The organism is Rhizobium sp. TRM95796 (assembly GCF_025779995.1).
Taxonomy (GTDB): Bacteria; Pseudomonadota; Alphaproteobacteria; order Rhizobiales; family Rhizobiaceae; genus Rhizobium_E.
This window is the reverse complement of sequence record NZ_JAOXHE010000010.1, coordinates 142,826-163,851: the sequence shown is the minus strand read 5'-3', so window position 1 is coordinate 163,851 and position 21,026 is coordinate 142,826. Positions and strand designations below refer to the sequence as shown.

Below are 21,026 nucleotides of genomic sequence, written 5' to 3'. Positions count from 1 at the left end.
AAGCTGATTATATTATAAAAAGCTCACGGCGCAGAGCGTGCGTCAATCCTCCACTATCTCGCGCGCCTGGGCAGCCGCGAAGAAGGACCGCCTGCCAGGCTGGAGCGGCAGAGATGATTTCTAGGTCGCCAGGATGATCGTGTGGTCCGGAGACCAGGCCAGGACGACCTCGTCCCCTTCTCCAATCTCCATTGTCGCCGAGCTCGGAAGCCCGACGCGAACCTCCTGATCGCCCAGCTGGACGAAAAGCGTTGTCCAGTGACCGGAAAACAACCGGCGCGTCAGCCGGCCGGTCACACGGTTCATCCCGTCGGCCATTGGATCCTTGAGCGAGGCGATCGTGATCCGCTCCGGACGCACGAGGCAATGGGCGGGCGCGCCATTCGGTTCGGGCTTGGCATTCGATGCGGTCAAAATCCTCACCCCATCCCTCAATTCGATGGCGCCATCAGACCATCGTCCCTCGAAGATATTGGCTTCGCCCAGAAAGGTGGCGGCAAACAGCGTGTTGGGCCGATGATAGATGTCGGCAGGCGCGCCTTCCTCGATGACTCGGCCGCCGCTCAGAATGCCGATGCGATCGCTCATCGTCAGCGCCTCTTCCTGGTCGTGGGTGACGAAGATGGTGGTGACGCCGATTTCGCGCTGGATGCGTTTGAGCTCCACCTGCATGTCCAGCCGCAACGACTTGTCGAGCGCGCCGAGCGGTTCGTCGAGCAACAGCACGCGCGGCTTGATGACGATGGCGCGGGCAAGCGCTACGCGCTGACGCTGGCCGCCCGAGAGCTGATTGGGCTTGCGATGCCCGAGCGCGGATAGTTGCACCAGTTCCAGCGCCTCGCCGACGCGCTTCTTGATGTCCGGCCGCGACACGCCGCGAATTTCCAGCCCGAACGCGACATTGTCGAACACGGTCATGTTGGGAAACAGCGCATAGCTCTGAAACACCATGCCGATATTGCGCTTTTCCAAAGGCACGCGCTCTACGCTTTCGCCATTCATGGCGATGCGGCCCTGATCGGGATAGTCGAAGCCGCCGATCATCCGCAACAGCGTGGTCTTGCCGCTGCCGGACGGGCCGAGCAGAGCATAGAAACCGCCATCTTCAAAACGGATCGAGACATCGTCCAGCGCCTTGTAAATGCCGAAGCTGCGCGACAGATTGCTGACTTCCACGCTGGCCATCAGTCATTTCCTCCGAATTTGTAGAAGCGGGCGGTGAACAACATCACGCCCATGGACATGACGATGATCAGCGTCGACACGGCGTTGATTTCGGGCGTGAAGCCCTTGCGGATGGCCGCATAGATTTCGACGGGCAGGGTGGTCTCGCCCGGCGTCGCCAGGAAATAGGAGACGACGAACTGATCGAAGGATACGGCGAACGCGAAGAGGCCGCCGGCGATCACCCCGGGCGCGATCGCGGGCAGGGTAACCCGACGGGTCACCTGCCATTGATTTGCGCCGAGAGAGCGGGCGGCTTCCTCGAGTTCCCGAGGAAAGGTCTTCAGCCGGGCGTTCACCACGATGATCACGTAAGGCAAAGCCAGTGCGACATGGCCGAGAATGATGGCGTGCAACCCGCGGCCGATGCCGACGCCGAAGAAGAAGATCAGCATCGCCGTGCCGGTGATCAGCCAGGGAATGGCGATCGGCGGCAACAGCAGCGCCTGCAAGACCTTTTTGCCGGCGAATTCATAGCGAAACAACGCCAGCGAGGCGGCCGTGCCGAGCGCGGTGGAGATCACGGTGGTCAGCGCGGCGATTTTCAGGCTGTTGAGCGCGGCTGAAATCAGCTGGTCGTCCTGCCACAGCGCCTCATACCATGTCGTCGACCACTCGATCGGCAGCATGTAGAAGGGCGAGGCGTTGAAGGACATCAGCGCCATGATCACGATCGGCAGATAAAGAAAGGCGAGCAGCAAGCCGACATAGAGCCGGCCGAGCCCATTGAGAAGCCGTGTAGTTGCGGTCATGACGCCCTCCGCATCACGGGCGACGCGAGCGCCAGAATGATCAGCACGAGCCCGAGCAGGATGAAAGACAGCGCCGCGCCCAGCGGCCAGTTGAACACTGCCACGAACTGATCCTCGATCACCGTTCCATAGAAGGTGCCGGTGCGGCCGCCGAGAATGCGTGGCTCCATGAAGGAGCCGATCACCGGCACGAACACCAGCACGGCGCCCGCCACCACGCCCGGCATGGACAAAGGCAGGATCAGCCGGCGCAGAATAGTGAGGTGCGAAGCCCCGAGCGACCGCGCCGCTTCGATCAGGCTGTCGTCGATCGCCTGCAGGCTGAGATAGCATGTCAGCACGATATAGGGCACATAGGAATGCACCAGCCCGATGATGACGGCGGGATAGGAATACATGAGATCGATATTGACCTCGAAGGGCAGAATGGCGTTGAGCCAGGTGTCGAGAATGCCGCCGCTTCTGAGCACCATCGCCCAGGAGAAGATGCGGACCAGGCCGTTGCTCCAGAAGGGCAGGATGACCAGAAGAAAGATCATCTCGCGGCTGCGCCCCTTCAGCACTTTCGCCAGCACGAAAGCGGTGGGGAAGCCGAGCACGAGGCACCAGAATGTCACTTCGAGCGCAAGTCGGAGCGAAGCGAGCAGTAGGGTCGCGTAGATGCCGGTAGAGAAGAAGGCGGCGTAGTTGGCGAGCGTCAGGCTCCACGGCTTGCCGGACAGCGGCAGGTCGGTGACGAAGCTGAAGAATATCATCGCCGACAGCGGAAGGAAGATAGCCACTGTCAGCCAGAGATAGGCGGGAGCGAGCAACGGAGCCGCCTTCGCGCCATCGGAGATGCGTCCATTGCCGCCCCCGGGGGCTGAAGTCGTCGTTGCTGTTCCCGCCTGTCCCGTCGTCATTTCACATTGACCTTCAATTCCTGCCAGATCTGGAGATATTTCTCGCGATCGGCGTCGGATACCGGCGCCTGGAACTGGATGCGGGCGGCGACGGCCGGGTCGCCCATCACAGTGCGGTTGAAGGCGTCTGCCGGCAGGCCTGCCACTGCCTTGGTGTTGGCGGACACCGGCGCGCCGACCTTGTTGTCCCACTCCACATAGAAGGCGGGGTCGATCATGTAGTTGATGAAGGCTTCGGCGCCTTCGACGTTCTTCGAACCCTTCGGGATCGAGAAAGCGTCGAGCCAGCCGACCGCGCCTTCTTCCGGCACGACGAAGGTCACCGGCAGCTTGAAGTTCTTCTTGGCGCGCCCGGCCGAGCCGCTCCAATAGGTGCCGACATCGATCTGGTTGGCGGCGACCATCTGGTTCCAGTCGTTTTCGGCGCTCCAGAAGGTGCGGATCTGCGGCATCAGCGAGGCGAGTTTAGCCTTGGTGGCGTCGAGATCCTTGATGTCGTTGATGTTCTGGCCGCTGGCGATCGCACCGAACTGAATGGCTTCGAGCGCATCGTCGCGCAGCACCACGCGGCCCTTATGCGCCGGATCCCACATCACCTGGATGGAAGTCGGCGTCTTGTCGAAGGCCTTGTCGTTGACGGCGATCGAGGTCAGGCCCCAGACCCAGGGAATGCCATAGACCTTGGCGTCGTGATTGAGCATCGGCGACTTGGCTTTTTCCTCGCCGAGATCGGCGTAATTGGCGATCTTGGAGACGTCGATGGGCTGGATGAGACCTTCGGCGAAGGCCTGATCGTTGAAGGCTGCGTTGATCATCACCACGTCGTAGAGACCGGGATTGGTGCGCAGCTTGGTGAGCATTTCCTGCTCGGAATTGAAGAAGTCGTTGATGACCTTGTGGCCGGTGGCCTTCTCAAAGGCTTCGATGGCCCAGGGCTCGTCGGCGCCGTAGCCTTTCCAGTTCAGGACATGGACGTCACCGGCCAGCGCGGTCTGCGATAGCACGGCGAGCATGGCGGCGCCCGCCAGTTTGGCGAATAGTTTCATGGCATTCTCCTCTCAGTCGCAACGCGCGTTGTTCCCGGTTTTTTCATTGATCACGCTTCCCCGCGCGGCTCAGGAAAAGATCAACGTCTTCGCGACGGGGCGCGGTGGCTCCGCCGTGTTCGCGTGTGGAAAGGGCGGCGGCGGCATTGGCGTATTCCACCGCCCTTTCCGGAGCGTCGCCGCGGGAGAGCGCGGCGACGAATGCGCCGAGGTGGCAATCGCCTGCGCCGGTCGTGTCGACGGCGGCCACCTCGAATGCAGGAATTGTCTGGGGTTCGGCGTCACGCATGGCGAGGATCGCGCCGGATGCGCCGAGGCGCAGCACCACGCCCTTGGCGCGAGGACAGAGCCTCTCCAAGAGTGTGCGTGCCAGATCGCCGGGCTCGAGATCTTCGCCGATCATCGCGATCGCCTCGTCGCGATTGCAGCTCAGCCAGTCGGCGCGCGACAGCGCCATATCCAGCCGCTCGCGGGGAATGTCCGCGACGATGCCGGTGGGATCGAAGACGAAATTCAGCGCCGGATCGACCTCGGACAGAAACCGTGTCTGCTCCCCGCCGGATTGCGGGTAGAGAAGCGTATATCCCGAAGTGAACAGCCAATCCGTCGGCCGCAGTTCAAGAACAAGCAGGTCGTCGGCGGAGAGGCGGCTCTCGGCGCCGGGATAGGAGACGAAGGTCCGCTCGGCGTCATTCGTCACCATCACGATGCAGACGCCGGTGTCTTCACCTTGATAGAGCGGCGTCAGCACGTCGATGTCTTCGTCGCGAAAGGCTTTGTGCAGAATGGCCCCAGCCGGGCCATCGCCGACCCGGCCGGCGAAGGCGGTGGCGAGACCGCTCCGCTTGGCCGCCGCCATCATGTTGAAACCGCCGCCCGGCATGGAGAAGTAAGACGAGGCGATCAGGTCTTCGCCAGGTCTGGGCAGCCGATCCAGCCGATAGATGAAATCGATGACGGCGCTGCCGAAATGAACAAGCCGAGGCTCAGCCATCGCCGCCTCCGCCGCTTGCGGCGATCCGCGCCGTCACCAGCGACTCGACCAGATGATCGACCTCCGCAAGATTGATGCCGCGCAGTTTCGCGAGCTTGTCCTGCGGCAGGGTCTGCATGCCCGAGCAGGCGCCGGCCATGGAGCAGGCGATCGCGCCGATCGTATCGGTGTCGCCGCCGAGATTGGCTGAGATCACCGCCGCCTTCCAGCAATCGCCATCGGCAAGCGCGAGCGCCGCGAAAGCGGCAGGCACGGATTCCTGCGAGGCGACGCTCGAGCCGAGAATTGCAAAGAGGCGCGTCACGTCTTCTCTCTGTTGCGCTTTCGTCGCGAGATCCAGCGCCAGTTCGATGCGGGCGGCGAGCTGGCCGCCGGCGATCCAGACACCGTGATCCGCACCGGCTCTTGCAGCGTCGGCCGCCTTCGCCACGGCGTCACGCCAGCCCATTCCCTGGAGGCCTGAACTGATCACCATGGCGACGGCGGAGGCCGCCGAAATGGCGATTGATGTGTTGTGCGTGGCCCGGCAGGTCTCGGCCACCCGCGCGATGAGGTCGGATGAGGGCGGCGTCATGATCCCGACGGGAGCGATACGCATGGCGGCGCCATTGGTGTCGCCGTAACGACCGGCCTGTTCAGGCGTCATGCCATTGCGGATCGCCTCGATGGCGCGCTTGGTGGAGGGGCCGAGAAGATCATAGCCGCCGCGCCGGCGGATATCGTCTTCCCAGGCGACCAGCGCCTCGATCCAGGCGTGGTGATTAAAGACGGCAGGGGAGGCCAGCAGCACTTTGGCCAGCAGCAAGGTCTGTTCGGTGTCGTCGGTGATGGCGCCGGCTTCGAGACCCTTGGAAACGGGATGATCGGCGTCAGGCGCGACGAAATCCTCGACATGGCCGTAACGCGCCGCAATCTGGTCCGCCGACAGCAGTTGAGTCGGCATGCCCATTGCATCGCCGAGCGCGCCGCCGATCAGCGCCGCGCGGGCGCGATCCATCATCTCTGTCTTCGAAAGCGGCATGCGTTAGAACTCCAGATGCAAGGCGAAATAGGCAGGATGCAGCAGACTGACGACATATTCGATCGGCCTGCCGTCTTCGTCGCGGCTAAGCCGGCGCGTTCTCAGAAAGGCCGAGCCGGACGCATTCTTCAGCAACTCGCCATCCTCGGCCGAGAGCATTTCGATATCAGCCCATTCCTCGCCTTTGGCGGGAACCAGTCCGGCCTCACGCATGGTTTCCCGCAGCGAGCCGGCGGTCAGGCCGCGGATCGGCAGCGATTCCAGTTCGGGTAGAAGCGGCAGCCGGCTGCGCTCCAGCGAAATCGGCGTATCGCCCACAGTCAGGCAGCGCAGACGGTCGATGGCGATGAAGAGGTCGCGCTCTGCGCCGATCTCGGCCGCCAGCGCCTTGTCCTCGAGCACCTCGATGCGCAGCACGCGCGTAGTGGTTTCCGCGCCAACATCGGCGAGCGCGCGCGACCAGCCTGCGGCGTCGTTGATCGTCTTGCCTTCGAAGGTCACGAAAGAGCCGATGCCCACTTTGGTGGTGATCAGCCCGCGGTTGTTCAATTCTTCCAGGCCCTTGCGCAGGGTGTTGCGGCTCACGGAAAAGCGCTGCACCAACTGGTTTTCGCTCTGCAGACGTTCGCCGAAACCCAGTTTTCCGGACAGGATCTCCTGTTCCAGCACATTGGCGATCTGCGTCGGTTTGGGCGCGCCCGGTGATAAAGCTCTCTTCATCAGAATCTGCTGTCTACCTGTTCTGTGAACCTGTTCACACCTGTATAAAATGAGGTCGCGAGATGTTTGTCAATCGCGATTCCGCGCGACGCGCAAAAAGCGTTCGAGACATGACGGCTGGATTGGGGAGGGGAGAGTCTACGGACAGCCGCCATCCGGATCGCCGTTTCGGCAATCCGGTTTCAGTGAGCGGTGACTGCGCTTAAAGCGACGCGATCCGGGATGGCGCGAAGTCTTCCAGCAAGCCCGCATAGGGCTTGTTGACGGGGGGCGCGTAAGCGCCGCGTTTGGCGGTCTTGAGGCCGAGGGCAACCAAGGCTTCCGCCTGCTTCACGGCGGCTGCGACGCCATCGATGATAGGGACGCCGAATTCATGTCGGAGTTGCTCCACGAGATCCGCCATGCCGGCGCAGCCGAGCACAATGGCCTCGGCCTTGTCGTCGCGGAGCGCGGTGGCAATTTCATTGCGCAACCGGTCGCGGGCGTTGGATTCAGGGTCTTCGAGCGACAGCACGGGGATATCGGCGGCGCGCACCTTGCAGCGTCCGGCCATGCCGTAGCGATGAACCAACCCTTCTAGCGGCAGCCGCGACCGCTCCATGGTGGTGACGATGGTGAACCGCTGGGCGATGAAGGCGGTCGAAGCCAGCGCCGCCTCGCAGATGCCGATGACGGGGATGCTGGCGAGCGCCCGGGCGGCGTCGAGCCCGGTATCGTCGAAACAGGCGATGACGGCGGCGTCGGCGCCGGCCTTCTCGCCTTTGGCGAGTTCCAGAAGCAGGCCGGGCACGGCGAAGGCTTCGTCGTAATAGCCTTCGATCGACACGGGTCCCATCGACGAGGTGACGGCGACAATCTCTGTGTTGTCGTTCTTCACCCTGCTTGCCGCGTCCGCCGCCGTGGCCGTCATCGTCTTGGTCGTATTGGGATTGATCAGAAGTATTCGGGTCACGCGCGCATCCGCCTGCGATTGATCAGCATGATCGTTCCGATCGTCACGGAGATCACCAGGAAGGAGAAAAATGTGGTGACCGCTCCGAGTGCATAGAGCACGGGGGTCGTGACATTGGTGGTCATGCCATAGATTTCGAGCGGCAGGGTATTGTAGGTGCCCGATGTCATCAGCGTGCGGGCGAATTCGTCATAGGACAGCGAGAAGCCGAACAGGCCGACGCCGACAAGGCTCGGCGCAATCATCGGCAGCACGACATGATAGAAAGTCTGCCAGGAATTGGCGCCCAGATCGCGCGCGGCTTCTTCGTAAGCCGGCGAGAAGCGATTGAACACCGCGAACATGATCAGCACGCCGAAGGGCAGCGTCCAGGTGAGATGCGCGCCGAAGCCGGAAGAGTACCAGGCCGGCTGCAGTCCAAGCTGCGAGAACAGCACGCCGATGCCGAGCGAGATGATGATCGAGGGCACGACGAGGCTCGCGACCGAGAGATAGAAAAGTGGCGTGGCGCCAATGAACTTGCGTCGGAAGGCGAGGCCGGCCAGCAGCGACACCAGCACCGTGACGACCATCACCATCAGGCCGAGGAACAGCGACCGCCGGAACGAGCCGCCGAAATCGCCGACCGCCTGTTTCTCGAACAGATTGACGAACCAGTGCACCGACACGCCATTGAGCGGGAAGGTCAGGCCGCCATTCGGTCCCTGAAAAGCGAGGATGAGGATGGCGGACATCGGCCCGTAAAGGAACAGCACGAATAGCGCGAAGAAGATCGCGAGAATGTAGAATTCGCGGGAGCGTTTTTCTCGATGCATGGCTCAGAGCTCCTTGCGGATATCGACGACGCGGAGAATGGCGGCCACCATCAACAGCACCAGGATCAGCAGCACGACGGCGTTCGCGGCGGCGGCGGGGTATTGCAGCAGCGACATCTGGTTCTTCATCATCAGCGCCACCGAGGCGCTCTGTCCGCCCGACATCACCTGCACGGTCGAAAAGTCGGCCATCACCAGCGTGACCACGAAAATCGTGCCGATCGCCATGCCGGGTTTCGCCAAGGGTATGATGACATTGGTGAGGATCTGCCAGCTAGAAGCGCCGGCGTCGCGGGCGGCTTCCACCAGCGATTTGTCGATGCGGGTCAGCGTGTTGAAGATCGGCGTGACCATGAACAGCGTGTAGAGATGCACCATGGCCAGCACCACGGCAAAATCGGAATAGAGCAGCCATTCGATCGGCTGCGGCACGATGCCTGCGCTCACCAGTCCCTGGTTGATCAACCCGTTGCGGCCCAGCACCGGGATCCATGAGATCATGCGAATGATGTTCGATGTCAGAAACGGCACCGTGCAGACGAGGAACAGCACCGTCTGCATGGCGCTCGACCGGATATGGAAAGCCAGGAAATAGGCGACCCAGAAGCCGATGAACAGCGTTATGACCCAGACGATCGCCGCGAATTTCAGCGTGTTGAGATAGGTCTTCCACGTCACCCAGGAGCCGAGCGTTTCAGCATAGTTGAAGGTGACGAAATCGGGATACATCTGGGCGAAGTCGTAATCCCAGAAGCTGACCACCGCGATAAGCAGGATGGGTGCGAGCAGGAACGCGGCCAGGATCAAGGTCAGGGGAGCCGCCTGAAGATAGGGCGGCAGCCATGCGGGCAGGCGGAACGCGCGCTCCGAAGGCTTGTCGCTCACGCCGATCAATCTCACTGTGGTCATTCACCGTCTCCTTCGGGAAGTCCCCCTCTGGCCTGCCGGCCATCTCCCCCACAAGGGGGGAGACAGCAGGCGGCGACGCATTGCCCTCCCTCGGAGGGTGATTTCCGCAGCTGGCTCTGCGAAGATCATGACTTAGCTTACGATCCCTCCAGCTTTAGCTGCTGCTTGAGAGCCAAGCGGCGCTGCAGGTTTCCCTCCCCTTGTGGGGAGGGTGGCCGGCAGGCCGGGAGGGGAAGCTTGGTTTAAGCCGCGATGAACTCGTTCCAGCGGCGAACCATGTAGCGGTCCTCGTCCATGACCGAGTTCCAGCAGGCGACCTTGCCCATGCGCTCTTCGAAGGAGCCGCCGTCACGCACCGCGCCGGCCTTCTCCATGACCTTGCCTTCGGGCGACATGATCTCGCCCTTGGCCGGCTTGCCCTCGATCCAGTAGCCCCACTCGTCTTCGGACATGAAGCCCTTGGCGGTGTCCATGCAGGCCGAATAATAGCCCTGGCGGTTGAGATAGCCGCCCACCCAGCCGGAGGTGTACCAGTTGATATAGTCATAAGCCGCATCGAGCTGTGCGCCTTCGAGATGCGCGGCGAGGCCGAGACCGCCGCCCCACGAGCGGTAACCTTCCTTGAGCGGCTGGTATTTGCAGGCGATGCCCTTGGAGCGGACGGCGGCGACGGCCGGCGACCACATGGACTGGATGACGACTTCGCCCGAGGCCATTAGGTTGACCGACTCGTCGAAGCTCTTCCAGAAGGCGCGGAACTGGCCGTCCTGCTTGGCCTTGATCAGGAAATCGATGGTGGTGTCGATCTCCGCCTTGGTCATGTTGCCCTTGTCGGCATATTTGATCACGCCCATGGCTTCGCAGATCATGGCGGCGTCCATGATGCCGATCGACGGAATGTTGAGGATCGAGGTCTTGCCCTTGAAGGCGGGGTCCATGATGTCGGCCCAGGTGGTGATTTCGCGGCCGACGAGGTCGGGGCGGATGCCCAGCGTGTCGGCGTTGTAAATCGTCGGCATCATGGTGAAGAATTCGGTTTCGCCCTTGGCGAAAGTCTTGGCGTCCTTGGCTTCGACATAACCGACAGTGTGCGGCGCGGTGCCCTGGGCGATCACGCTGTCGGGCAGGAGCTTGCCGGTTTTGAACAGCGGCACGACCTTGTCGTAATATTTCAGCTTCTTGGTGTCCATCGGCTGGATCACGCCGGTCGGATAGACCTTCTTGAGGATCCAGTATTCGATATCGGCGATGTCATAAGAGTTCGGCTGGGTGACGGCGCGCTGGGCAGCGGCGTCGGAATCGGTCGCCGTCATCTCGAGCGTGATCCCGAGGTCCTTCTTGCACTGCTCGGCGATGGCGTTGATGTTGGAGACGCCGGTGCCGAACTGGCGGAGTGTGATCGGGTTCTGCGCCCAGATCATCGGAAAGCCGGTGATGACGCCCGCACCGGCGGCCGCGCCGACGGCGGCGGCGCCGGTCTTGAGCAGGGATCGTCTGGTGACGCCGGTCTTGGCGGGTGTGGTGTTTTGAGTGGTCATGCGCAGTCTCCTCTGAGGTTTGTTGTTGTTACTTTTCCACTTTGCCGAGGACGATGACGTCCCCCGGATTCCACATCAGCGGCAGGGCGTCTCCGACGGAAATCGTCCGGCTGAAAAAAGCGTCGTCACTGAGGATCGCGGTGAAATCCTCCACGCCGGCGCCCGACATCGACAGTTTGACCGTCGAGCCGCGATATTCGATGTTGGTCACAACGCCGTTGAAGCCATAGCCGGGCAGCGCGGTCTCGCCGATCATCACCCGGTCGGTGCGGATGGCGATGTCGGCGGTCTCGCCGATCTCGGGGCCGTGACCGGATGCCGCGAATTGGCCGCCGCCGGCGACGTCGAGCGTGAGGCTCTCTTCGGAGAGCGAACTCACGCGGCCAGTGACGACGTTATGGTCACCCATGAAGCGGGCCACAAACGCGGTGGCGGGGCGCTCGAAGACGGTGCGCGGCGGCGCCGCCTGCTCGATGCGGCCGTCATTCATGACCACGACGATGTCGGCCAGCGCCATCGCCTCTTCCTGGCTGTGGGTCACATGCACGAAGGTGATGCCGAGCGAGGTCTGCAGCTTCTTCAGTTCGGCGCGCATGCGGATCTTGAGAAACGGATCGAGCGCAGACAACGGCTCATCGAGCAGCAGGACTTCGGGATCGGTGATGAGGGCGCGCGCGAGAGCCACGCGCTGTTGCTGGCCGCCGGACAATTGCGCCGGCCGCCGGGTCGCATAGGGCTCGAGTTGCATCAGCTCGAGCATGTCCATGGCCTTGGCGCGGCGCGCATCCTTGTCGACGCCTTTCATCTTCAAGCTGAAGGCGACATTGTCGACGAGATCGAGATGCGGGAAGAGCGCATAGGATTGGAACATCATCGCCGTGCCGCGCTTGGCGGGCGGCAGTTCGGTGATCAGCGTGTCGCCCAGCAGGATGTCGCCGCTGGAAATCGTTTCGTGCCCGGCGATCATGCGAAGGGTCGAAGTCTTGCCGCATCCTGATGGCCCGAGCAGGCAGCAATAGGATCCGGCGGGGACCTTCAGGCTGATCGCATGCACGGCGGTCGTCTGGCCATAAATTTTCGATACGGCGGCGATGTCGATGTCTGCGGCTTTGCTCATGCGGCGCTCCTTTTCGCGTCGCAACAATCCATGCATGCCGCGTGCCAGTTCGAAAACGGCTAGGAGCCGGGCTCAAAAGGGCGGATTGTGATGGTCTTCGCCGTTGTTTTCATCATTGCGGAAAATACGTTGCGCATTAACTGTGCAATTGTCGACAATCTATTGGCAATGTTGTATGCAATATCACATGCGCCCGTGGGCGAATGAAGGTTTCCCGAAAGCTCATTCCGAGATACAACGAATCTGTACGGAAGAAGCGACATGAATCTCATCGATAAAAACCTTATGCTCGACCAGAACCAGGAAGATCGCGCCCAGTCGATCCGCGACAGCCTGCGCGATGCGATCATCGATCGCCGCCTCGGGCCGGGCTCGAAGCTGGCTGAAGCCGAGGTCGGGGCGTTGTTCGATGTCAGTCGCACCGTGGTGCGCTCGGCTCTGCAAATGCTGGCTTACGAAGGGCTGGTGCGGATTGAGCGCAATCGTGGCGCTTTCGTCTCCAATCCGACGCCAGAGGAAGCTCGCCAGGTGTTCGACACCCGCCGGCTCATCGAGCCGGGCATCGTGCGCGCGGCAACCGTGCGGATTTCAAAAGCCGATATCGAGGATCTGCGCGATCACCTGACGCTCGAAGAGCGGTTCATGAATGAACGCGGGCCTGCGGCGCGGCGGGCGGAAATCAAGGCGTCAGGCGATTTCCATCTCAAGATCGCCCGGCATTCCGGCAACGCCATTCTCGAGAAATTCATGGACGAACTGGTCGCCCGTTCGTCGCTGGTGATCGCGCTTTACGGGCGCACCGGCGTGTCCCGCTGCGGCCATAGTGAACATCGCGATCTGCTGGACGCCATGGAGCGTTGCGATGCGGACCGCGCCTGCGATCTCATGCTCCACCATATCGATCATATCGAAGCGGATCTCGATCTGCGCGAGGTCGCGGCGATGACGCTGAAAGATGCGCTGGCGACTTGAGATCGCTTTCGGCACAGCTGCATCAGCTGCGCGCGAGAAACATCGGGCCGCCTTTATGGGGAGGAAATCCATAGCCGTTGATGAGCACCAGATCGATGTCGCTTGCCCGGAGCGCCACCCCGGCGTCCAGCAGCCGCTGGCCTTCGTCCGCCATGGCTTTCAACAGCCGATCGAGGATCTCGTCTTGTGAAAAGACCTGTGGAACGATGTTCTTCGAGGCGCGAAGTTCGGAGATGAGCGCCGTTACATCGGCATCCACCACGCGTTTGCCGTTGACATATTTGTACCAGCCCAACCCGTTCTTCTGGCCAAAGCGTCCGGCTTCGCAGAGCCTGTCGGCGATTTCGACATAGCGCTCGTTGGGATCACGCGTCGCCGCCTGCCGCTTGCGCCGCGCCCAGGCGATTTCAAGGCCGGCGAGATCGGATATGGCGAAAGGTCCCATCGCCATTCCGAAAGCTTCGATGGCGCTGTCGACGTCCTGCGGCTCTGCGCCGTCTTCCACCAGATATTCGGCTTCACGGCGATAGGCCGAGAAGATCCGGTTGCCGATGAAGCCTTCGGTCACGCCGGAATAGATCGGCAGTTTCCGCATCGCCTTGGCGACGGCGAAGCCGGTGGCGACCACATCGGGGGCGGATTTCGCGCCGCGCACCACTTCCACCAGCCGCATGATATGCGCGGGAGAAAAGAAGTGCAGGCCGAGCACGCGCTCCGGATGGGCGGTCGCAGCGGCGATCACATCGGGATCGAGATAAGAGGTGTTGGTGGCGAGAATAGCGTCGTCGCGCACCACTTCATCGAGCCGCCGGAAGAGATCGATTTTGACGTCGAGATCGTCGAAGACAGCCTCGATCACCAGATCGGCGTCGGCGAGGGCGGCAAGCTCGCTGGCGACGGTGAGGCGGGAAACCCGCTCCGCATGCGTCGCCGCATCGGTGCGGCCGCTTGCCAACGCCTTATCGAGAAGGCCGGTGATCCGAAGCCGGCCCTTGTCGGCGGCGGCGTCGGTCTGTTCGACCACGGTAACGCGAAAGCCTGCATCAAGCGCGGCAACGGCAATGCCTGATCCCATCAGCCCAGCGCCGACCACGCCCAATATCTCGATTTTGCGCGGAACCACGCCTTCGAGTCCGGGAATCTTGCCGGCTTCCCGTTCGGCGAAGAACACATGCCGGAGGGCAGCGGATTGCGGCGATTGCTTCAGTTCCAGGAAGGCGGCGCGTTCGTGGGCAAGACCATCTGCCAGCGGCGTCCGGCCCGTGGTTTCGATCAGCGTCACCGCTTCTCCCGGGGCAATCTGGCCTTTTGCCTTCGACAGGACTTTGCGCTTTGCAACTGCGATGTCTTCGTCGGAAGCGGGGGGAGTCGTCATCTCCCCGGTCTTGCGGAAACGATCTCCAGCTGCCTCCGACGCCAGTTCAATCGCGCGGGCGACGGGATCGGCGGCGATCTCGTCGATGACGCCGAGCGACAGCGCCTCTTCCGCCTTGATGCTGCGGCCGGAGCCGATCAGGTCGATGGCGACCGCTGTTCCCGTCAATCGCGGCAGGCGCTGGGTGCCGCCCGCGCCGGGGATAAGTCCGAGCTTGACTTCGGGGAATGCGACAGAGGCGGTGGGCGCGGCGATGCGATAGTGGCAGGCGAGTGCAATCTCCAGCCCGCCGCCGAGCGCCGCGCCGCTCAATGCGGCGATGACCGGCTTCGATGAATTTTCGAGCAACCGGCAGATGTCGGGCAGAATGGGCGCTATCGGCGGCTTGTCGAATTCGGTGATGTCGGCGCCGCCCACGAAGATGCGTCCGGCGCCTGTCAAAACGACAGCCTTGATTGCAGGGTCATTTTGAGCGTCGGCAATGGCCGCGGCGAGTCCCTCACGCATCGCCTGCGAGGCGGCGTTTACGGGAGGATTGTCGATGGTGATCACCAACACGCCGTCCTGCGCCGCGCCGCTGACGCAGTTCGAATAGACCCTCATCGGGTTTGCCGCCGCGCTCGTCATGATCAGGCGTCCGGAATAACGGCTATCGTCTGGATCTCGATCTTGGCGCGATCTTCGACCAATGCCACGACCTGCATGGCGGCCATGGCCGGGTAATGCCGGCCGATCGTGTCGCGATAGGCCTGGCCGATGCCCTTGAGATTGCTGAGATATTCCTGCTTGTCGGTGAAGTACCAGGTCATCGAGGTGATATGCTTGGGTTCGGCGCCGGCTTCGGCCAGCACGGCCACGACATTTTCCAGCGTCTGGCGCACCTGACCGACGAAGTCGTCGGTTTCGAACTGGTTCTGTCCGTTCCAGCCGATCTGTCCGCCAATGAAGATCATGCGTCCGCGCGCCTCGACGCCGTTGGCGTAGCCGATGGGCTTGGCCCAGCCTTCAGGTTGCAGGATCGTGTGCATGGTCGGTCTCCAGATGATGGGTCAGCGCGGCGCGGAGGTTGTCCGGCCACGGGCAGGAAGAATGGGTGTCGAGGGACGTCGCGACCAGACGATGGCTGGCGGTGAACAGGACGTCGCCGCGCGTCGAGACCGCATGGTCGAGATCGAGCGAGGTGCGGCCGATGGCGACGACTTTGATGGCGAAGTCCAGCAGATCGCCGTGAAAGCCCGGTCGCTTGAAGGTCAGGTTGAGGCTCACCGTCGGCGTCCCCATGCGGAGATCTTCGATCATCGGGCGGCGCGGGGAGCCGAGCGAGGCGAAGAACTCTTCGATGGCGCCGTCCAGCAGACGCAGATAAGACGGGTAATAGGCGATGCCGCTGGGGTCGCAGTCGCCAAAACGCAGCGGCGTTGTGCAATGAAACATCGCTTCAGCCCGCCTTCATTAATTCGCGCGCCACGATCAGCTTCTGCACTTCGGTCGCGCCTTCGTAGATCCTGAGCGCGCGGATTTCACGGTAGAGGCTTTCGACGATCTCGCCTGTGCGGACGCCGCGACCCCCGAACAGCTGCACGGCGCGGTCGATCACGCTTTGCGCCGTCTCGGTTGCGGTCATCTTGGCCATGGCCGCCTCCTTGGTGGTCGGCAGCGTCTGGACATCACGGCGCCAGGCGGCGCGATAGGTCAGCAGCGCGGCGGCGTCGATGCCGGTCGCCATGTCGCCAAGCGCAGCCTGGGTCAGTTGCAGATCACTGAGTGTCGCGCCGAACATCTTGCGGCTCTTGGCATGCGCCAGCCCCTCGTCCAGCGCCCGCCGGGCAAAGCCGAGTGCGGCGGCGGCGACGGAGGCGCGGAAGATGTCGAGCGTGCGCATGGCGATCTTGAAGCCTTCGCCCGCAGCGCCGAGCCTCCGCGAGACCGGAATGCGGCAACCTTCGAAACGGATGGTGGCGAGCGGATGCGGCGCGATCACGTCGATGCGTTCGGCGATCGAAAAGCCGGGATCGTCGGCGAAGACCACGAAAGCCGAGATGCCGCGCGTGCCCGGCGCTTCGCCGGTGCGGGCGAAGACGGTGTAGACATCGGCGATTCCGCCATTGGAAATCCATGTCTTTTCGCCGTCGAGCACATAGCTGTCGCCATCCTCGCGCGCGGCGCATGCCATGGCGGCGACATCGGAGCCGGCTTCCTTTTCCGACAGCGCGAAAGCGGAGATCCATGCGCCGGAGGTCACCTTGGGAAGAACGGCGCTCTTCAGGTCGTCCGATCCCGAGAGACCGATCGCGCCGGTGCCGAGGCCTTGCATGGCGAAGGCGAAATCGGCGAGCCCGTCATGCCAAGCCAGCGTCTCGCGCGCGAGGCAGACGGCACGGGAATCGATTGCGGTCTTGCCGGCGTCGCCGGTGGCGAGGCCGAGCAGTCTCGCTTCCCCCAAGCGTTTGACGAGATTACGGCAGGCGTTATCGGTGTCGTGGTGATCGACGGAAGCGAGCGCGCCGCTTGCGGCGAATGCATCCAGCCGTTCAGCGACGGCGCGGTGTTCAGCGCCGAAAAACGGCCAGTCGAGATGGTCGCGGGTAGGGCCTTTGAGCGTCGACATCAGTTGCCCTCGAAGACAGGCTTGCGCTTGGCGGCGAAGGCTTCGAAAGCGCGGCGGAAATCGCCTGTGGCCATGCAGATCGCCTGCGCCTGCGCCTCGGATTCGATCATTTCGTCGATGCCCATCGCCCATTCCTGGTTCAGCATGGTCTTGGTCACGCCATGGGCGAACCAGGGGCCGTCGGCGATCGAGCGAGCGAGATCCTGCGCTGCCTTGTCCAGCTCGTCGGCGGCGTGCAGGCGGTTGAAGAAGCCCCAGCGTTCGCCTTCCTCGGCGCTCATGAAGCGGCCGGTGTAGAGCAGTTCGGCGGCGCGTCCCTGTCCGATGATGCGCGGAAGAATGCCACAGGCGCCCATATCGGCCCCAGCGAGACCGACGCGGCTGAACAGAAATGCGGTCTTGGCTTCCGGCGTCGCGATCCGGAGGTCCGACGCCATGGCGAGGATGGCGCCCGCGCCGGCGCAGATGCCGTCGATGGCGGCGACGATCTGCTGCGGGCACTTCTTCATCGCCTTGACGAGATCGCCGGTCATGCGGGTGAAGGCCAGAAGGTCCGGCATCTTCATTCGGGTCAGCGGCTCGATGATTTCGAACACGTCGCCGCCGGAGGAGAAATTGCCACCTGCGCCCTTGAGAACGATCGTCCGGACATCGGAGGCGTAGGCGAGATCGCGGAAGAGATCACGCAACTCCGCATAGCTTTCGAAGGTCAGAGGGTTCTTCTTGTCCGGCCGGTTCAGCGTCAGCGTCGCCACCCGCCCGTCGCCTTCGACGGACCACAGGAAATGTTTGGGTTTATAGTCACGGAAGGGGCGGAGATGGCCGCTCATGCTCGCAATATCGTCGCTCATCCTGTCATGACCTCCCCGCCGGCGATAGCGATCGCCTGGCCTGTGATTGCATCCGCGCCCGGCGACGCGAGCCATAGAACCGCGTCCGCCACTTCCTCCGGCTTGACCAGCCGTCCCTGCGGATTGGATTTGGTGAATTCGGCTAGCGCCTGTTCTTCCGTGCGTCCGGTCTTGGCGACGATCTCGGCGATCGAACGCGCGATGATCGGCGTATCGGTGAAGCCTGGGCAGACGGCGTTGACAGTCACGCCCTTCTTGGCGAGTTCCAGCGCGAGCGACCGCGTCAGCCCGACCACGCCATGTTTCGCCGCGCAATAGGCCGAGACATAGGCGTAACCGGTGAGCCCCGCCGTCGAGGCGACATTCACGATGCGGGCGCCTTTGCCGAATGCCTTGAGATCGGCAAGCGTCGCCTGCGTGACGTTGAACACGCCAGTGAGATCCACCGACATCACATGCGTCCACATATCGAGCGACGTCTTCTCGAACGGCGCGCTCGGCGCCTCGCCGGCATTGTTGATGAGGATGCTCACCGGGCCGAAGGCTTCGCGTGCGGTCCCGAGTCCAGCAGCGATCGCCGTGTTATCGGTCACGTCGAACCCGGGCAGGACGAGCGTAAAGCTTTCGGGCAAATCCCGCGCCAACGCTTCCAACGGCTCCCTTCGACGGCCCGCCAGCGTTACCTTCGCGCCGGCTTGCGCCAAACTGCGCGCGATGGCCGCGCCGATGCCGCTGCCGGCGCCGGTGACGAGAGCGTGACGTCCTTCAAGCGGAAAAGACATCGCTTACCTCGCTCCGCCGGCGGTTTGCTGGGCGCGGACGAGATTGGTCTCGTATTGCGCCTTGCCGGAGTAATACTGCTTGGGCCAGGGCACCGACTGCAGCCCGATCTTGGCGGCTTCATGCAGCGCCCAGGCGGGATCGGCGAGATGCGGGCGAGCGACCGCGCAGAGATCGGCGCGACCGGCGGCGATGATCGAATTGGCGTGGTCGGCTTCCGAAATCGCGCCCACGGCGATGGTGGGGATGCCGACTTCGTTGCGGATCTTGTCGGAGAAGGGCGTCTGGAACAGGCGGCCGTAAACGGGCTTTTCTTCCTTCCACACCTGACCCGACGAGCAGTCGATCATATCGGCGCCGGCCTCCTTGAACATCGCGGCGAAAATCGCGGCGTCCTCGGGCGTGTTGCCGCCGTCGAACCAGTCATGGCAGGAGAGACGCACGGAGATCGGCTTGTCCTCCGGCCAGACTTCGCGGATCGCCTTGAAGACTTCCAGCGGATAGCGGGCGCGGGCGGCGTGATCGCCGCCATACTCGTCCTCGCGGCGATTGGTGAGCGGCGAGAGGAAGCTCGACAGGAGATAGCCATGCGCGCAGTGAAGTTCGAGCCAATCGGCGCCGGTGGTCACGGCCAGTTGCGCCGCGCGGACATGGTCCTGCAGCACCCGGTCGAGATCGGCGCGATCCATCGCTTTCGGCGTCTGGCTATGCTTGAGATAGGGAATGGCCGAGGCCGACAGAAGCGGCCAGGCGCCGTCTTCGAGCGGCTGGTCGATGCCGTCCCAGGCGAGTTTCGTCGCGCCCTTGCGGCCGGCATGGCCGAGCTGGATGCCGACCTTGGCGGGTGTATTGAAATGCACGAACTCCACCAGCCGTTTCCAGCCTTCCGCCTGCTCCTCGTTCCAGAGGCCGAGGCAGCCGGGGGTGATGCGGCCATCCGGCGACACGCAGGTCATTTCGCCGAAGACGAGGCCGGCGCCGCCCATGGCGCGCGAGCCGAGATGAACGAGGTGGAAATCGTTGATCAGACCATCCTTGGCCGAATACATCGCCATCGGCGACATCACCACGCGGTTGGGCAGCGTCACGTTCCGCATCGTGAAGGGTGTGAACATCGGCGGCAGGCAACGGTCGTTGGCCGCGGCCGGAAGGCCCGCCTTGCGCGCGAACCAGCGTTCATAGCCTTCGAGCCAATTCTTGTCGCGGAGACGCAGGTTCTCGTGGCTGATACGCTGCGAGCGGGTCAGCATCGAATACATGAACTGTTCCGGCTCCAGCGTGTCGGCGTAGCGGCGGCCGACAACTTCGAACCATTCCATGGCGTTGCGCGCTGCATTCTGGATGCGGGCGACATCGACGCGGCGGATCTCTTCATAGCTCGCCAAAACGGCGGGGATCTTCGCCTTGTCGTGACCGGCCTTGTTGAACTGGTTGGTGAGTTCGATTGCGTCGTCGATGGCGAGCTTGGTGCCCGAACCGATGGCGAAATGGGCGGTGTGGGCGGCGTCGCCCATCAGCACGACATGCGAATTGCCGTTGAAATGGCTCCACTTGCCGCAGATCAGGCGATTGAAGTTCAGCCAGGCCGAGCCGCGCATATGGCGGGCATTGGTCATCAGCTTGGCGCCTTCGAGCACCTCGGAGAACAGGTTTTCGCAGAAATCGATCGAGCCCTGCTGGTCGAGGGCGCCGAGCCCATGCTTCTCATAGGCTTCCTCGGTCGTCTCGACGATAAAGGTCGAGGTCTGGTCGTCGAACTTGTAGATATGCGCCTGGAACCAGCCATGATCCGTTTTGCGGAAGTCGAAGGTGAAGGCGTCGTAGAGCTTGTTGGTGCCGAGCCAGATATAGCGGTTCGGCCGCGTGACGAGATCCGGCTGGAAAACCTCGGGATAGTGATTGCGGACCTTGGAATTGAAGCCGTCGGAGGCGATGATCAGATCGGCGTCCGGAAAATCGAGATCGCTGTCGACTTCGGTCTCGAACTTCAACTCGACGCCGAGCGCTTCGCAGCGGCGTTGCAGGATGTTGAGGAGCTTCTTGCGGCCGATGCCGACGAAGCCGTGGCCGGTGGTGCGCTGGCGCGTGCCCTTGAACAGGACTTCGATGTCATCCCAGTGATTGAAGGCGTCCTGGATTTCGGCGGCGCTCTCCGGATCCCAGACCTTCATCGCCTGCATGGTGGCGTCGGAGAAAACAACGCCCCAGCCGAAAGTGTCGTAAGGGCGATTGCGTTCGACGACGGTGATGGAATGCGTCGGGTCGAACTTCTTCATCAGTAGGCTGAAATAGAGCCCGGCGGGGCCGCCGCCAATACATACGATCCGCATATCGGTTCCCTCTTCTCGATCGAGATCGATCGCACTGATATTTTAAGATTAAAATAAGTTGGTCGGATGCTCCTGTCAATGCGGCCGCAGCGTCCTATCCAGATATTTTAACATTAAACT

The 21,026-nt window shown here is 62.7% G+C and carries 20 protein-coding genes; 1 reads left to right on the top strand and 19 read right to left on the bottom strand.

Translation table 11 applies throughout. From position 1 onward, the window contains the following. Positions 1 to 120: 120 nt before the first annotated feature. From OCK01_RS20555 to OCK01_RS26595, 12 genes are all read right to left on the bottom strand, one after another. Positions 121 to 1,185, bottom strand: coding sequence for an ABC transporter ATP-binding protein (locus OCK01_RS20555; protein ID WP_263825561.1), 1,065 nt, complete (start codon positions 1,183 to 1,185; stop codon positions 121 to 123). Then, entirely contained in the window at positions 1,185 to 1,976 is a 792-nt protein-coding gene (locus OCK01_RS20550) for an ABC transporter permease (RefSeq protein WP_263825560.1), read from the bottom strand. Before OCK01_RS20550 ends, OCK01_RS20555 begins: the two co-directional genes overlap by 1 nt. Next, positions 1,973 to 2,788, bottom strand: a complete 816-nt coding sequence (locus tag OCK01_RS20545) for an ABC transporter permease (RefSeq protein WP_412179047.1) — start codon at positions 2,786 to 2,788, stop codon at positions 1,973 to 1,975. Before OCK01_RS20545 ends, OCK01_RS20550 begins: the two co-directional genes overlap by 4 nt. Before the next feature lie 86 nt (positions 2,789 to 2,874). Beyond that, on the bottom strand, positions 2,875 to 3,891 hold the full coding sequence (locus tag OCK01_RS20540) for an extracellular solute-binding protein (protein ID WP_318530251.1): 1,017 nt from the start codon (positions 3,889 to 3,891) through the stop codon (positions 2,875 to 2,877). A 76-nt stretch (positions 3,892 to 3,967) separates the two neighbouring features. Next, complete coding sequence (locus OCK01_RS20535; protein WP_263825558.1) at positions 3,968 to 4,918, bottom strand: PfkB family carbohydrate kinase; 951 nt, start codon at positions 4,916 to 4,918, stop codon at positions 3,968 to 3,970. Beyond that, positions 4,911 to 5,939, bottom strand: coding sequence for an ADP-ribosylglycohydrolase family protein (locus OCK01_RS20530; protein ID WP_263825557.1), 1,029 nt, complete (start codon positions 5,937 to 5,939; stop codon positions 4,911 to 4,913). The genes OCK01_RS20535 and OCK01_RS20530 overlap by 8 nt, the downstream gene beginning before the upstream one ends. A 3-nt stretch (positions 5,940 to 5,942) precedes the next feature. Then, positions 5,943 to 6,659 (bottom strand): GntR family transcriptional regulator, encoded by a 717-nt coding sequence (locus OCK01_RS20525; protein ID WP_263825556.1) that lies wholly within the window; start codon positions 6,657 to 6,659, stop codon positions 5,943 to 5,945. Positions 6,660 to 6,861: 202 nt separating this feature from the next. Further along, on the bottom strand, positions 6,862 to 7,611 hold the full coding sequence (locus OCK01_RS20520; RefSeq protein ID WP_263825555.1) for an aspartate/glutamate racemase family protein: 750 nt from the start codon (positions 7,609 to 7,611) through the stop codon (positions 6,862 to 6,864). Further along, on the bottom strand, positions 7,608 to 8,426 hold the full coding sequence (locus OCK01_RS20515; RefSeq protein ID WP_137154965.1) for an ABC transporter permease: 819 nt from the start codon (positions 8,424 to 8,426) through the stop codon (positions 7,608 to 7,610). The genes OCK01_RS20520 and OCK01_RS20515 overlap by 4 nt, the downstream gene beginning before the upstream one ends. Positions 8,427 to 8,429: 3 nt before the next feature. Next, positions 8,430 to 9,335, bottom strand: a complete 906-nt coding sequence (locus OCK01_RS20510) for an ABC transporter permease (RefSeq protein ID WP_263825554.1) — start codon at positions 9,333 to 9,335, stop codon at positions 8,430 to 8,432. 242 nt (positions 9,336 to 9,577) lie between these two features. Further along, complete coding sequence (locus OCK01_RS20505) at positions 9,578 to 10,873, bottom strand: ABC transporter substrate-binding protein (protein ID WP_263825553.1); 1,296 nt, start codon at positions 10,871 to 10,873, stop codon at positions 9,578 to 9,580. Between the two features lie 28 nt (positions 10,874 to 10,901). After that, positions 10,902 to 11,990, bottom strand: coding sequence for an ABC transporter ATP-binding protein (locus tag OCK01_RS26595; protein WP_412179046.1), 1,089 nt, complete (start codon positions 11,988 to 11,990; stop codon positions 10,902 to 10,904). A 261-nt stretch (positions 11,991 to 12,251) separates the two neighbouring features. Between OCK01_RS26595 and OCK01_RS20490 the strand changes: the two genes are divergently transcribed. Next, positions 12,252 to 12,962, top strand: coding sequence for a GntR family transcriptional regulator (locus tag OCK01_RS20490; protein ID WP_182829811.1), 711 nt, complete (start codon positions 12,252 to 12,254; stop codon positions 12,960 to 12,962). A 22-nt stretch (positions 12,963 to 12,984) separates the two neighbouring features. Here the strand turns inward: OCK01_RS20490 and OCK01_RS20485 are convergent, their stop codons facing one another. Genes OCK01_RS20485 through OCK01_RS20455 form a run of 7 tightly spaced genes read right to left on the bottom strand, consistent with a single transcriptional unit; the run spans position 12,985 to position 20,906 of the window. Continuing rightward, positions 12,985 to 14,964 carry a 3-hydroxyacyl-CoA dehydrogenase NAD-binding domain-containing protein gene (locus OCK01_RS20485; protein ID WP_263825552.1) on the bottom strand — a complete coding sequence of 660 codons (1,980 nt, stop codon included), beginning with the start codon at positions 14,962 to 14,964 and terminating at the stop codon, positions 12,985 to 12,987. A 2-nt stretch (positions 14,965 to 14,966) separates the two neighbouring features. Beyond that, positions 14,967 to 15,365 carry a RidA family protein gene (locus OCK01_RS20480; protein WP_263825551.1) on the bottom strand — a complete coding sequence of 133 codons (399 nt, stop codon included), beginning with the start codon at positions 15,363 to 15,365 and terminating at the stop codon, positions 14,967 to 14,969. Then, the gene (locus OCK01_RS20475) at positions 15,343 to 15,771 is read right to left on the bottom strand and encodes an acyl-CoA thioesterase (protein ID WP_263825550.1); all 429 of its coding nucleotides are present in this window, start codon (positions 15,769 to 15,771) and stop codon (positions 15,343 to 15,345) included. Before OCK01_RS20475 ends, OCK01_RS20480 begins: the two co-directional genes overlap by 23 nt. Before the next feature lie 4 nt (positions 15,772 to 15,775). Then, positions 15,776 to 16,945: an acyl-CoA dehydrogenase family protein gene (locus OCK01_RS20470; RefSeq protein ID WP_263825549.1), complete on the bottom strand. Its 1,170-nt coding sequence runs from the start codon at positions 16,943 to 16,945 to the stop codon at positions 15,776 to 15,778. Continuing rightward, positions 16,945 to 17,796, bottom strand: a complete 852-nt coding sequence (locus OCK01_RS20465) for an enoyl-CoA hydratase family protein (protein WP_263825548.1) — start codon at positions 17,794 to 17,796, stop codon at positions 16,945 to 16,947. The genes OCK01_RS20470 and OCK01_RS20465 overlap by 1 nt, the downstream gene beginning before the upstream one ends. After that, on the bottom strand, positions 17,793 to 18,578 hold the full coding sequence (locus OCK01_RS20460) for an SDR family NAD(P)-dependent oxidoreductase (RefSeq protein WP_263825547.1): 786 nt from the start codon (positions 18,576 to 18,578) through the stop codon (positions 17,793 to 17,795). Before OCK01_RS20460 ends, OCK01_RS20465 begins: the two co-directional genes overlap by 4 nt. A gap of 3 nt (positions 18,579 to 18,581) precedes the next feature. Then, on the bottom strand, positions 18,582 to 20,906 hold the full coding sequence (locus OCK01_RS20455) for a bifunctional salicylyl-CoA 5-hydroxylase/oxidoreductase (RefSeq protein WP_263825546.1): 2,325 nt from the start codon (positions 20,904 to 20,906) through the stop codon (positions 18,582 to 18,584). Positions 20,907 to 21,026: the final 120 nt, after the last annotated feature.